Here is a 13,254-nt window from a genome sequence, read left to right on the forward strand (position 1 = left end):
AATGCAGCCTTTAAAAAAAATATTTTTCAAGAGCCTCAATTATGTTATATGTACTTCTTTTTAAGTTTTATGAAAAGGTCTGATTACTAATTCATCAAGGCATGCTAATGTTAAGAATTAATCTTTATCCTATAAAGAAAAAAACGTAAATTCTTATGAGCACCAAACCATAATAAAAAGAGATACAAAGATAGGGAACGGTCATTTTTCAGTTTATTATCAATGTCTGTGCACGTTTTGCGTTAATCATGGGAGGAGCAATGCTTTTGCCAATTTTTGTGGATTTGCATGACAAAAATCGTGATTGGATAATCTTTCTCTATTCTTGTACCATAACTACCATGTTAGCAACGCTGATTCTTTTAGCAACTAAGGGAGCTACTTGTCGTTTTTCAGCGCGGCTCGGCTTTATGCTCACTGTTTGTCTTTGGCTAACAGGAAGCATCGTAGGTGCCTTACCTCTTTATATTTCTCCTCTTCCCATTTCTCTAGCAGGAGCCATTTTTGAATCTGTTTCTGGAATTACAACAACAGGCTCCACAGTCCTTTCTGATCTTGATAATTTATCGCGAAGTATTTTGTTATGGCGTTCTATTATATGTTGGATTGGGGGCATTGGTTTTATCGGTTTAGCCCTCTTGCTTTTGCCTTCACTGCGTGTGGGTGGCGTACGACTTTTTCATATGGAATCATCTGATAAATCTGAAAAAATATTGCCTCGGATCAACCAAATTGCTAACGGAATCATCATCGCTTATGTTGGACTCACATTGGCTTGTATGCTTTCTTATTTTGCTGCAGGCATGAATTTATTTGATGCCATTAACCATGCAATGAGTACAGTAGCAACGGCTGGTTTTTCAACGCATGATGCTTCTTTTGGCTATTTTTCTGATACACCAGCCATCTTAGTTATTTCAACAATCTTCATGTTGCTTTCTGCTTTGCCCTTCGTACTTTATGTTAAATTAGTCCTTCCTGGACACTCCAAACGCTTCCTTGACCCACAAGTGATTGTTTTTCTGCATATTGTTCTCCTTTTCAGCTTTGCTTTAGCGGCATGGCTACGGTTTTATGATCATCGCGCTTTCCACTTGATTTTCCTTGATGTCATTTTTCACCTTTCATCCATTATTAGCACCACAGGTTATAGCGCTGAAGATTATCAACTTTGGGGACCGTTTGCGCTTGGAGTTTTCTTCATCGTTTCTTTTACAGGTGGATGTGCTGGCTCTACTTCTGGTGGCATGAAAATCAATCGCCTCATTATTCTTTGGCGTATTACACAAACAAATATAGAAAAACTTCTTTCTCCGAATGTCGTTGTAAAGGCGCGCTACGATCACTCAAATATATCAAACGATGTTGCTCAAGCCGTTTTGTTTTTTGTCTGTCTTTATATGTTTTGCCTTGTTATCGGTACTGCACTTTTGCTTACAACCGGTCTTGACTTTACCTCTGCCTTTACGGGGGTCTTAACCGCACTTTCAAATGTTGGTCCCGGCTTTGGAGATATTATTGGCCCCGCTGGTAATTTCTCTACAATCAACGATAATGCTTTATGGATTTTAAGTTTTCTAATGTTAGCTGGACGCCTTGAAATCATAACAATATTCGTCCTTTTTATTCCCGCTTTCTGGCGTGAACAATTCTAATGTATAGAGCATTTTATTCTACCATGATAAAAAATTTACAAGATAAAAAGGTGTGAACAGTATGCGTCATAATATTCACCCCTCACTCAATCCACTGAAGATTTCCTAAAATTTCATACAAATCATCATATCAATGATATAAAAGTTGATATAAAAATAATTCAATAAGAACAATAAAATACCGAGAGCTTTCAAAGCCATAATATATAAAACTTCACTTTATTGATCTTGTTTATCAAATAAAGTGGACGCATAGAACATCTTTTTTATGAATAATCTCTCATGCAAAAATATGAATATTTGCTGATAAAAGTGTTTTTTTTAATAGAGTTACATCCTTATAGAAAATAAAATGATATTATATTACGAATTCACAAGCTTGTAAAAAAACATCTCACAATACTCATCATCCCCATTTCACGACAGCCCTCATGAAAGAGATAAAATGGGCACCATCATTTTTACTTAAATAATAATAAGGTGCAAATCGGTACCACAAAATAAGATATAAATTAGTACCACCATATTATTTTCTTTCTGTTAATGTCGTAATAGCCGCATTTCAGACAATTTATAAGAAATCTCTTTATATCTCGTCTTCAATAGTTTTTATCCACCACATGCCTTCTTCCAATTATGATGTGCAAGAGGATAGCTCTCATTGATTTAATATCAACAGATTTGACATGGGAAAATCTTACGATATTCAAAGCTCTTATTCAAATTGAAAAGGTAATTTATCTATGGATAATCAATATATATTCAGCACGACACCGTATAAGATAGTGCATAAATACCCCAGACTTGAGTTATAGCTTTCCTCTTTCCTAGTACGCTTTATCATAAACCATATATCGCTCTCAAGCGTATACATTTTTAATCTTTTATTCAAAATTTTGAGAACTTCTTATAGCGTTCTACTAAAGACAATATAAATTTTGTAAAATAACATTTATATTATTGAGCTGTTTTCTTGATGACTATAAAAAAACTTTAAGGAAAACACTTTTTATCATTCCTCAAGAAGATTTCTGATATAATAATCAAAGTGTTTTTTCTGCAAACAGTTCTTTGTAAACACGTCCAATCTCGGCAGTCTCCTTTTCCAAAGGAAAGTGAGTACGAACATAGGTTAGAGCTTTCTTTCCGGCTATCAATGTTTTTTCTACATCAGCAAAATAAGATTCAATTGCTGCCGTTAAAGCCGAACCATCTCCTGCTTTTACAACTGTTCCTATCGCTTCTACAACCAATTCTTTATAAGCTCCTGCGTCACTCGTTACAACCGCAACCTGTGATGCCATTGCTTCTAATGGTGTTAAACCGAAACCTTCTGTACGAGAGGGTGCAACATAAAGTGATAAACGACGATACCACAAAGGGATGTCTAGAATCTCACCAAGAAAAATAATGCGATCATCCAAACCGGCCTTAGCAATCTTTTGGCGTAATTCTTTTTCAAAATGATAATATTGCTCTGTCGTACGACCAGCGATAAGTGCTGTCCACTCAGGATAGTCAGGCAATAATGCTATCATGGCATCAACAAATAAATCTGTTCCCTTTGAGCAGCGCAGACGCCCAAAACATCCTACCGCATATTTTCCTGGAAATCCTGTTGAAGAAAAACAATCATCAAGAGTCTGTGGTGGAGTAAAACGCCTCACATCCACCCCATGCATAATAACCCTATGAGGCACTTCTAGATAAGCGCCCGTATGTGTACTGGTAGCGATAACCCTATCCATACAGCGAATCAACCATTTGGTAAAAGACTTATGATGGCGTTGTGAAGCCGATGTGAAAATAAGTTTCAGCTTCATTTTCAAGATATCGCGCAAAAAGATCCCACAAAGCATCTCAATATTGCGTCGTGCATGCCAAATACGAAATGGCTTCCCTTTCGGACTTTTCCAAAGTCCGAAAAGGTCTCTAAAGGCAAGGATCGGCAAAGTTTGTGGTAAACCAAACCCCAAAGTGGATATACGCACCCCTTGTTCGCGTTGCAGTGGAATAAGCTGAATAATCGTAGATGTTACTCCCGATAAACGCCTTTTAAAGTGAGGCGCAATAATCTCAGTTTCGTCCAAAGATACACGCATAATAATCCATATTTAGATGTACTGAACCTTAATGATCTCGTAATTATGCGCACCACCGGGTGCATTCACCTCAATCACATCACCTTCTTGCTTGCCAATGAGTGCACGTGCAATAGGCGAAGAAATAGAGATTTTACCAACCTTTACATCAGCTTCTTGATCTCCTACGATCTGATACACTTTTTTTTCTTCGGTATCCTCATCCAAGAGTTTAATGGTTGCTCCAAACTTTATTTTGTCGCCTGAAAGACGCGAGACATCTATAACTTCTGCTCGTGCGATATAATCTTCAAGCTCATTTATACGCCCCTCATTATGACTTTGCGCTTCTTTAGCTGCATGATACTCAGCATTTTCTGATAAATCACCATGTGCACGCGCCTCAGAAATTGCTTCAATAATTCGCGGACGCTCCTGTTGTTGACGCCAACGCAACTCTTCTTTAAGACTCTCAAAACCAGCTGTAGTCATCGGAACTTTTTCCATAATCCGTCCCTTTCTATTACACGGAAGGTTTAATAAAAATACAAAAAACGGCTTCCAAAATTACTTTTGGAATCCGAAAACTACGATCTTTTTTATTATATAGTACAGTATCGCTATTTTCCATACAAAAATAAATAAAGGAAACAAAACATGCACAAATAGTGATTAAAACATCTCATTTTGGTGTTTAAAACGTTAAACTTCACTCTTCTCTTTAAATTGACCTAAAGAAGAAAGAATTGTATTTTTTTCTGTTTTATCATAATCTAGAAAAAGAACTCATATGAGATACGAAGAGAGAAGGATAGAAAATTTCTAAAGAAATTCTTTACAGAAAAATGAAAAAAATCGTCATTTTTTTTATATTTGGCTCTCTCTTTTTCGCCACAACAGTATCTGAAGCTGCAGACGCTTTTGTTACGAGAAATCTTAATTTTAGAACAGGTCCCAGCACTCAGTATGCACGTTGCGGCTTAATCTCTGCTGGAGAATTGGTTTTTGTTAAAAACTGTGCAGGAAATTGGTGCCATATTCGATACAACACTCAAATAGGTTGGGTGTCATCTCGTTATCTTTCATTTAAAGATGGAAATGATCTTTATCACACATACACAATGTCTTTAGTGCCCAAACGTACCGATTATTCTCCATAACAGCCATAATAACTTATGCCATCTTGAATATCATCATGGCAAAAATGCAATAGTGTCCACGAACAACCACAAATATGCCCCTTCCAAAGAAACACTTCGAAGAATTTGTCTCATAGAAAAAACTTGATCAATATCCTAATGAAAGCTCCAATAAACCAAAATAAATCTGTTTAATAACGTTTTTCTGTTGTCGTAATGAAATTGTAAAAATTAGTGTTTTCTTTAAAATCACCAGCACTTTTCTATCAAAGGATACAACAATGAAAAATGGTGTTACAGCAACTGTAGAAGCTCTTTCTGCTCTGATTGCCTCAGGCAACCCTCTTTTTAAGAATGGCACATTATGGACACCCCACCGCCCTGTTCGTCCTGAAAAATCTGAAGGTGGTATTCCATTTCAACTTGCAACATCCTTTGAACCTACAGGGGACCAACCTAAAGCAATTAAAGCTTTGGTTGAGGGAATTGAGAAGAATGAGCGCACTCAAGTGCTTTTAGGTGTTACCGGCTCAGGAAAAACCTATACCATGGCCAAAGTCATTGAAAAAACACAGCGTCCAGCTCTGATCTTAGCACCAAATAAAACTCTAGCAGCACAACTATACGGTGAATTTAAAAGTTTTTTTCCCCATAATGCTGTCGAATATTTTGTTTCTTATTACGACTATTATCAGCCAGAAGCTTATGTTGCACGCTCTGACACCTATATTGAAAAAGAATCTTCTATTAATGAACAAATCGATCGTATGCGCCATGCTGCCACACGGGCCGTACTTGAACGTGATGACGTCATTATTGTTGCATCCGTATCTTGTATCTACGGGATTGGTTCAGTAGAAACCTATACTGCGATGACCTTGCAAATAAAAAAAGGTGACAAACTCGATCAACGACAATTACTGACTGATTTAGTTGCCCAACACTATCATCGACAAGATATTAACTTCATTCGCGGTTCTTTTCGTGTCCGAGGAGATACAATCGAAATTTTTCCTGCCCACCTTGAAGATCGAGCTTGGCGTATTTCGCTCTTTGGCGATGAAGTAGAAACAATTACTGAATTTGATCCTCTCACAGGGCAAAAAACAGGTGACCTTCAATCGATTAAAATTTATGCCAATTCACACTACGTAACACCACGCCCAACACTCAACCAAGCAATGAAATCAATCAAAGTAGAACTGGTACAACGCCTCGCTGAATTAAACGCAGCTGGACGTCTTTTAGAAGCACAACGTTTGGAACAGCGTACAATTTTTGATTTAGAAATGTTGGAAACTACCGGCTCGTGCTCTGGAATCGAAAATTATTCACGCTATTTAACAGGACGAAAACCTGGTGAACCACCACCAACCTTGTTCGAATATATTCCAAACAATGCTCTTGTTTTTATCGATGAAAGCCATGTAACCATTCCCCAAATTGGTGGTATGTACCGAGGAGACTTTCGAAGAAAAGCAACTCTAGCGGAATATGGTTTTCGCCTCCCCTCCTGTATGGATAATCGTCCTTTACGCTTTGAAGAATGGGATGCCATGCGCACGCAAACTATTGCCGTCTCTGCAACACCAGGACGTTGGGAAATAAAACAATCTCACGGCACTTTTGCTGAACAAATTATTCGCCCGACAGGACTTGTTGATCCACCAACAGAGGTTCGTCCAGCCAGTAATCAAGTCGATAATGTTGTGAATGAAATTCGTAAAACAATTCAAAAAGGCTATCGCACATTGGTGACTGTTCTAACAAAGCGTATGGCAGAGGATTTAACTGAATATCTCCACGAGCAAGGCATTCCCGTACGCTATATGCATTCTGACATTGACACATTAGAACGTATTGAAATTCTACGCGATCTGCGGCTTGGCACCTTTGATGTCCTCATCGGTATCAACTTGCTCCGAGAAGGCTTAGATATTCCAGAATGTGGTTTTGTTGCCATTCTAGATGCCGATAAAGAAGGTTTTTTGCGCTCTGAAACTTCCCTTATACAAACAATCGGACGTGCTGCACGTAACGTAGATGGCCGTGTTATCCTCTATGCAGATACAATCACTGGTTCCATAAAACGAGCCTTACAGGAGACACAAAGACGTCGACAAAAACAAATCGCCTATAATGAAGAACACCACATCACACCGAAAAGTATCAAAAAAAATATCGGAGATATTCTCAATTCAGGCTATGAAAACAACCATATTCGCACAAACATCCCTGATGTCATCGAGAAAAAAAATATGGTTGGCAACAATTTGGCATCTCATATTAAACACCTTGAAAAATCAATGCATGAAGCAGCTGCTGATCTCAACTTCGAAGAAGCAGCACGGCTTCGTGATGAAATCAAACAGCTACAAAAAATAGAATTAGAAATCGCAGAAAATCCCTTAACACATCATAGCAAACAATCCACTCGTGAGCCCGTGTTACAACCAAGTCTTTTCTCCAAACCAGACCTTGCACACATGGGACCAACCATGGACACTGGTATTTTGAAAAAACAAAAAGGGAAATCTCGAAAAAGTACCCCTAATCAAGCAACAATAAAACGAAAAAAAATGCAACCAACAAAGGAGCAAGAAATTTCAAACCGCCTAAAATAAGCTTTTGCTCTTCTAAAAAACGACTAAAGCTCAAAAGCAAACAGCATTATCCGAAAAATAGATAACCTCAAACATCAAGGATGCTCCAATTTGTCTAAAACAACATAAGAAAGAACATTTTATAAAAAACGCTTAAAATTATTCACTTTTTAAGCAATTTTTCTTGTTAAACCACGTTATAAAAAATCTCTAAAACTTTAAAAAACTTCTAAACTCTAAAAAACGCAGACAAATTTAAAGAGAATGTCTTATATATATCAAAAAAAATTCCTGAAATATATTATCTTTATACACTTATATTCTGATATCCAAATAAATATTATTTAACCTCACAAGAGAATAGTCAAACAGGACAGTATCCTATAACACAAATAAAGTAAAATAAGACTTTATCATAACACCATTAAGCCTATGATGACAAAAACTATAGCTTTTATTCATACGCCTATTGTTCAATTCATATTGTATCAAGCAATAAAAAAATCATTTCTAAATAAAGGGGTTATATCCCATAGTAAACAATCGGGTGCTCTCAATTTAATTAACCTTAAGCAGAATATATTAATTGAAATCAAAATTTTGTCATGATTTTATTTTATCGTGCCCGCAACAGGTTTAATTAAATAGATTTTATTCATTTTGTCAAAATAAAGTCAAAAATTGTTCAGGCTCTATTCAGTTTGACACGTGTATGATGCGAAAAATGCGAATTTACATAAGGAGTGTCATTATGAAAAAGGTGATCAAGCTAGCAGTATTATCAGCAATGTCAGCCGTAACCGTTTTTATACCGCTAGATACAACGCTTGCAGATATGGCATGGGATCATAGTAACTATGTGAAGAGAAAAATAGATGATACGATAAGGGAAATGAAGAGGAGGGTTGATTTTCCGTTTTACAATTTTAGCTCCCATTCTTCTCACAGTAAATATCACTCTTTTGATGATCCCCACAAGCGTCATTATGTCGGACATAGAAGGACGGAGCATCATCATGTGGAACGCAAGACGTACCATTATGTCGAGCACGAAAAGACAAAACACAGTCATATTCATATAAATAACGGAGGAGATGCTTTAGCAGCGGGCATTCTTGGTCTTGCAGCAGGCGCAATTCTTGGCAAAGTTTTTAAGCAACCAGAACAGCCACAATTTGTTTATCAAATCGCACCACCAAATCAGGTGGTTTATCAAAAAGTTCCGCAAAATCAAAGGGTTTATCAGCTACAACAAACAGTGGAATATGAGCCAGTACAACAATCATGGGAATCTGATTGGCTTAACTATTGCAAGAAAAAATACCGTTCCTTCAACCCTAAAACAGGAACTTTTCGAGGCAGTGATGGCTTAAATCATATCTGCTATGCTCCAGTAAATTGAATTGACATTGAGACAAGCCCGCTCTAAAGCGGGTTTTTGATGCCCTCCCCCTTAAATCTCTTGGAGAAAAGGGTTCCATTGGCGCTCATAACCTATGCTACTTTTGGGGCCATGCCCACAAATAAAATGAACGTCGTCGTCTAAGGATAAAACTTTTTCTCGAAGAGACCTCATCAGTTTTTCATGAGAACAGAAGGGAAAATCAGTGCGTCCAATAGAACCACGAAAGAGAACATCACCCAAGAGAGCGAAGCGTTCTCTTTCATTGAAATAAATAACATGACCAGGAGAATGTCCTGGGGTGTGAAAAACCCTAAACACATGTCCAGCAAAATGAACGCACTCACCATCTTCTAACCATTGGTCAGGAATACAGATGCAAGCATCCGTGATGCCATAATTTTTTGCGCTTTCGCTCACGGCATCCATCACAGGCTTATCATCGCGATGAGAACCGATGATTTTAACATCAAGCGCTTCTTTCGCTTGCATTGCAGCTCCCACATGATCAAAATGACCATGCGTTATCCAAATAGCCTCAACGATAACGCCATTCTTTTCAATTACGTTTTGAATCCGTGGCCAATCACCACCAGGATCAACGAGAACCCCTACTTTTCGTTCATTATCAAAAAGTAAAGTGCAATTTTGTTGAAAAGGTGTAACCGGAATAATATGTGTACTAAGCTTACCCATGACGTCCTTTTCAAAAGTAAAATTTTTCTAAGTTTATAAGAAGCATTCCCTCTCCCTCTACAAAAAATAACCTGCTCGACAGCTTTATACAACTTATGTAAACTTGCATTTTGTGTAAACTAAATTTTTGTCAAGGTTTTTAAGAATGGCCGATCATGTTCAAGTTTTGTGTGATGACGCACCTCATCTTCTTGTGATTGATGACGACACTCGTATCCGCAATCTTTTATTTCAGTTTCTCATTAAAAATGGATTTCGTGTTTCAGTTTCAGCCAATGCTAATGAAGCAAGACGACTGTTGGCAAGTTTAGATTTTGATCTTCTTATTGTTGATGTCATGATGCCTGGTGAAAACGGTATTGATCTTACTCATTCACTCCGCCAAACAAAAGATGTTCCTATCTTCATGTTAACAGCTTTATCAGAAATAGACAATCGTATCCGTGGATTAGAAGTAGGGGCAGATGATTATCTGCCTAAGCCGTTTGACCCTCGTGAACTTCTCCTTCGCATCAACGCCATTTTACGACGTGGTTTTCCCCTTAGCCAACCCAAAATTGAGCAAATCGTTTTTGGTCCTTATATATTTTCAATTTCACGACGCGAACTCAAAAAAGGAGGAGAAATTATTAAATTAACAGATAAAGAACAAGAAATGATGGTCATGTTTGCCGAAAATGCAGGCGATACAATTCCGCGCCATAAATTCGTGACCGATGACAGCAATAATAGCAATATAAGTGAACGTGCCATTGATGTACAAATCAACCGCCTTCGTCGTAAGATCGAAAAAAACCCAGCACTGCCTATATGGCTCCAAACCGTGCGAGGAATAGGGTATAAACTCTCTATTGAATAGGCATAAGAATGATCAAACCTTTAAGATTTTTTCTTCGATGGTTAACGAAAAAAATGCCTAAACGGCTTTATGCTCGCTCTTTGATCATTATTATCGCTCCCATGGTGCTTCTGCAAACGGTCATTGCTTATGTCTTTATGGAACGCCATTGGCAAATGGTAACCGAACGTCTTTCAACGGCTGTCGTGCATGATATTTCAGCCATTATTGATATTCTTGAAACATACCCACAACAAGATAACTATGAAGATATCAAGCGTATTGCACAACAACGTATGGGATTAAACATTTCTATTCTATCTCCTACCTCCTTACCCCTTCCAGGACCTAAGCCATTTTTTGCAATTCTTGACTATTTTTTAAGTGAAGAAATCACTCGCCAAATTAACCGCCCCTTCTGGATCGATACCGTAGGAGATTCTGACCTTGTTGAAATCCGTATCCACCTTGGTCACAACATCTTACGCGTTTTTGCTCCACGTAGCCAAGCCTATGCTTCCAATACTGCTATTTTTTTAAGCTGGATGGTAGGAACAGCTCTTGTTTTATTGCTGATAGCAATTTACTTTTTGCGCAATCAAATCAAACCGATTCAACAATTAGCTGAAGCCGCAGAAAGCTTTGGACGCGGTCGTCCTTTACCAAAAGGATTTCAACCACAAGGAGCTGATGAAGTCCGTCGTGCAGGTATCGCTTTTTTACGCATGCGTGAACGTATTGAGCGCCAAATTGAACAACGTACCATGATGCTCTCAGGAGTAAGTCATGATTTAAGAACCATTCTTACACGCTTTAAACTTCAGCTAGCGTTAGTAAATACTGACTTTGATATTAAACCGCTTGAGCAAGATGTAAGTGACATGCAAAATATGTTAGAAGATTATCTTGCCTTTGCTCGTGGTGAAGGGAATGAAAGTGTTAAAAGCTTTGATTTAAATGCTCTTATGCAAAAATTTTCCGCCGATGCTTATCTTCACAAACGTCAATTTTCTTACACCATTGAAGGTCCTACAGAAATACAAGTACGTCCCCGTGCTTTCACACGCTTGGTCAGCAATCTTGTATCAAATGCATTTTGTTACGGCACGACCATTAAACTAACAGCTAACTCTCAACAAGAATCTTTTATATTGATAATCGATGATAATGGACCTGGAATTCATGAAAATATGCGCACAGAAGTTTTTAAGCCATTCTTTCGACTTGATAAAGCGCGAAATCAAGATGCAAGTGGAACAGGACTTGGTCTTTCTATTGCTCAAGACATAGCACGCAGCCATGGTGGCAATATACAATTAGATGAGAGCCCACTCGGGGGATTACGCGCTATTCTTGATATCCCTTTATGAGCAATATTTCAGCAAACCGTCTGTAAAAATAACAGACTGTATATTTTAGGCATTCCCTACAGTTTCAAACAAAGTATACTGCAGTGCCTTGTAAGCACTTTCTCCTGACAAAGCAACCATCTGAAATGCAACATAATGGCTTTCACAGGCTTTAAGTGCATGTATCAACAATGTTTCAACCTGTATATGAGATGGATGCACCCCACCAGCCAAAAGAAGACCTTGCCGATAAATAACTGAATTATTCCTTTGCCAGTAATCAAAATGCCCCAACAACAACTTTTCATTAATTGCTAGCAATAAGCGCTGTATTTCAGCTGTTCGAGTATTTTTAATAAAGAGATCAAATGAACAAGCCAGATGAAGTGCTTCATGCTCCTCCATCCATGAAAAAGCAAGACGATAATTTGTGCGTTTTCCTTCCACACAAACGCTAATTTCATCTTGCGCATCCCGCTCAAACGACCAATCATATTCACAGGCAATCTGTTCGATAAAGTCAACAGGGTGCTCTTTTCTTTCTGTGGCGCAAAATGCAAGCCTCATCACAATCCTCAATCATCTTAAAACATTGTCAACAGAATATAAACCGCCTAAACTGTAACAATATTTTGCTACAATCAGACCCTTTACACCAAACAAATACACATAAAAACATCGACAGTACACAAACACCCAGAACACAATCGCGCTATTTAGGGCAACTTGATAGTTATAAAACGAATCATCAAGTCTTTTCAGTGTATTGATACAATTTCATAGCGCCAGCCCCCCTGATTCAAAAAAATGTATTTTACCCAAAAAAAAATCAAAAATAAACAAATGCTCCGCTCTAACAGACTCAAGATTAAGCATTTTTTAGTTTTACGCATCATACTGAAAAATTGGGGATATTTTTTGAAGATTCTTTTTTTAAGAAACTATTTTACTTTTTTGTGTCTGCTTTTTTAAATTATCTTTTTCTAAATCATCAAGGCGCCTTTTCAAATCAGCATTATCAGCATGGATTTTCAGCACCATCTCCTTAAAAGTCTCAAACTCTTCGCGAGAAACAAGATCAAGTTTGTTTGCTATCTTTTCAGCCTGTACACGAAAAGCTGTTCCAGCGTCACGTCGTATACCTTGTGCGACGTCAGCAGCATCTGTTGCTAATTTTGCTAATTCATCAAGAATACGATTTGATCCATTACGCATAACATTTTTCCTTAAATTTTAATTATTGACGCACGCATTATAGCGTATTCTCATAACATTTAGATACTGTAACTTGTTCCTTTTACCCTATATTTTGTATATTGTGCAGATTTTCCATGACGTTTTTGTTTAAGCTTTTTTAATATTCCTTTTATCATCATATTTTTTTACCGCGATCAACCAGTGGAAATCTATCCCCCTTTCTGACTAGCCCCCCCTATTGACTTGACCATTGTGCATTCATCTGTCATTTCTGACTATCAGAGTCACTTCATA

Annotated in this window: 11 protein-coding genes; 6 read left to right on the top strand and 5 right to left on the bottom strand. The window is 37.7% G+C overall.

Annotation, left to right across the window (positions count from 1 at the left end):
- Positions 1–260: 260 nt before the first annotated feature.
- On the top strand, positions 261–1,655 hold the full coding sequence (locus ACFIJS_RS01540) for a TrkH family potassium uptake protein (RefSeq protein WP_375649201.1): 1,395 nt from the start codon (positions 261–263) through the stop codon (positions 1,653–1,655).
- Positions 1,656–2,698: 1,043 nt separating this feature from the next.
- On the opposite strand, the gene ACFIJS_RS01545 is transcribed toward ACFIJS_RS01540, so the two are convergent.
- Positions 2,699–3,757 (bottom strand): glycosyltransferase family 4 protein, encoded by a 1,059-nt coding sequence (locus ACFIJS_RS01545; protein ID WP_375649203.1) that lies wholly within the window; start codon positions 3,755–3,757, stop codon positions 2,699–2,701.
- A 12-nt stretch (positions 3,758–3,769) separates the two neighbouring features.
- Complete coding sequence (gene greA, locus ACFIJS_RS01550) at positions 3,770–4,243, bottom strand: transcription elongation factor GreA (RefSeq protein ID WP_007347010.1); 474 nt, start codon at positions 4,241–4,243, stop codon at positions 3,770–3,772.
- 338 nt (positions 4,244–4,581) lie between these two features.
- Here greA and ACFIJS_RS01555 point away from each other — a divergent pair, with 338 nt between their 5' ends.
- The 3 genes from ACFIJS_RS01555 (at position 4,582) to ACFIJS_RS01565 (ending at position 8,880) form a co-directional block, all read left to right on the top strand.
- Complete coding sequence (locus ACFIJS_RS01555) at positions 4,582–4,896, top strand: SH3 domain-containing protein (protein ID WP_375623421.1); 315 nt, start codon at positions 4,582–4,584, stop codon at positions 4,894–4,896.
- 260 nt (positions 4,897–5,156) lie between these two features.
- Positions 5,157–7,499, top strand: a complete 2,343-nt coding sequence (uvrB, locus tag ACFIJS_RS01560; RefSeq protein ID WP_375649205.1) for an excinuclease ABC subunit UvrB — start codon at positions 5,157–5,159, stop codon at positions 7,497–7,499.
- Between the two features lie 730 nt (positions 7,500–8,229).
- The gene (locus tag ACFIJS_RS01565) at positions 8,230–8,880 is read left to right on the top strand and encodes a BA14K family protein (protein ID WP_375649208.1); all 651 of its coding nucleotides are present in this window, start codon (positions 8,230–8,232) and stop codon (positions 8,878–8,880) included.
- A 51-nt stretch (positions 8,881–8,931) separates the two neighbouring features.
- Here ACFIJS_RS01565 and ACFIJS_RS01570 read toward each other — a convergent pair whose 3' ends face one another.
- Complete coding sequence (locus ACFIJS_RS01570) at positions 8,932–9,576, bottom strand: MBL fold metallo-hydrolase (RefSeq protein ID WP_375649210.1); 645 nt, start codon at positions 9,574–9,576, stop codon at positions 8,932–8,934.
- 145 nt (positions 9,577–9,721) lie between these two features.
- Between ACFIJS_RS01570 and ACFIJS_RS01575 the strand changes: the two genes are divergently transcribed.
- Together ACFIJS_RS01575 and ACFIJS_RS01580 are read left to right on the top strand one after the other, a co-directional pair.
- On the top strand, positions 9,722–10,435 hold the full coding sequence (locus ACFIJS_RS01575) for a response regulator (protein ID WP_375649213.1): 714 nt from the start codon (positions 9,722–9,724) through the stop codon (positions 10,433–10,435).
- An 8-nt stretch (positions 10,436–10,443) separates the two neighbouring features.
- The gene (locus ACFIJS_RS01580; RefSeq protein WP_375649215.1) at positions 10,444–11,784 is read left to right on the top strand and encodes an ATP-binding protein; all 1,341 of its coding nucleotides are present in this window, start codon (positions 10,444–10,446) and stop codon (positions 11,782–11,784) included.
- Positions 11,785–11,829: 45 nt separating this feature from the next.
- Here ACFIJS_RS01580 and ACFIJS_RS01585 read toward each other — a convergent pair whose 3' ends face one another.
- Positions 11,830–12,330 (bottom strand): YbjN domain-containing protein, encoded by a 501-nt coding sequence (locus ACFIJS_RS01585; protein ID WP_375649217.1) that lies wholly within the window; start codon positions 12,328–12,330, stop codon positions 11,830–11,832.
- A 366-nt stretch (positions 12,331–12,696) separates the two neighbouring features.
- Positions 12,697–12,978, bottom strand: coding sequence for an accessory factor UbiK family protein (locus ACFIJS_RS01590; protein ID WP_375649219.1), 282 nt, complete (start codon positions 12,976–12,978; stop codon positions 12,697–12,699).
- Positions 12,979–13,254 lie beyond the last annotated feature (276 nt).

Origin of the sequence: Bartonella sp. OT172YNZD (assembly GCF_042193725.1) — a bacterium.
Taxonomy (GTDB): domain Bacteria; phylum Pseudomonadota; class Alphaproteobacteria; order Rhizobiales; family Rhizobiaceae; genus Bartonella; species Bartonella grahamii_A.

Coding starts and splice junctions, on each gene's coding strand:
- ACFIJS_RS01570 (WP_375649210.1), bottom strand. CDS start 9,576: ATGGGTAAGCTTAGTACACATATTATTCCGGTTACACCTTTTCAACAA.
- ACFIJS_RS01590 (WP_375649219.1), bottom strand. CDS start 12,978: ATGCGTAATGGATCAAATCGTATTCTTGATGAATTAGCAAAATTAGCA.
- ACFIJS_RS01565 (WP_375649208.1), top strand. CDS start 8,230: ATGAAAAAGGTGATCAAGCTAGCAGTATTATCAGCAATGTCAGCCGTA.
- uvrB (WP_375649205.1), top strand. CDS start 5,157: ATGAAAAATGGTGTTACAGCAACTGTAGAAGCTCTTTCTGCTCTGATT.
- ACFIJS_RS01540 (WP_375649201.1), top strand. CDS start 261: ATGCTTTTGCCAATTTTTGTGGATTTGCATGACAAAAATCGTGATTGG.
- greA (WP_007347010.1), bottom strand. CDS start 4,243: ATGGAAAAAGTTCCGATGACTACAGCTGGTTTTGAGAGTCTTAAAGAA.
- ACFIJS_RS01545 (WP_375649203.1), bottom strand. CDS start 3,757: ATGCGTGTATCTTTGGACGAAACTGAGATTATTGCGCCTCACTTTAAA.
- ACFIJS_RS01555 (WP_375623421.1), top strand. CDS start 4,582: ATGAAAAAAATCGTCATTTTTTTTATATTTGGCTCTCTCTTTTTCGCC.
- ACFIJS_RS01585 (WP_375649217.1), bottom strand. CDS start 12,330: ATGAGGCTTGCATTTTGCGCCACAGAAAGAAAAGAGCACCCTGTTGAC.
- ACFIJS_RS01580 (WP_375649215.1), top strand. CDS start 10,444: ATGATCAAACCTTTAAGATTTTTTCTTCGATGGTTAACGAAAAAAATG.
- ACFIJS_RS01575 (WP_375649213.1), top strand. CDS start 9,722: ATGGCCGATCATGTTCAAGTTTTGTGTGATGACGCACCTCATCTTCTT.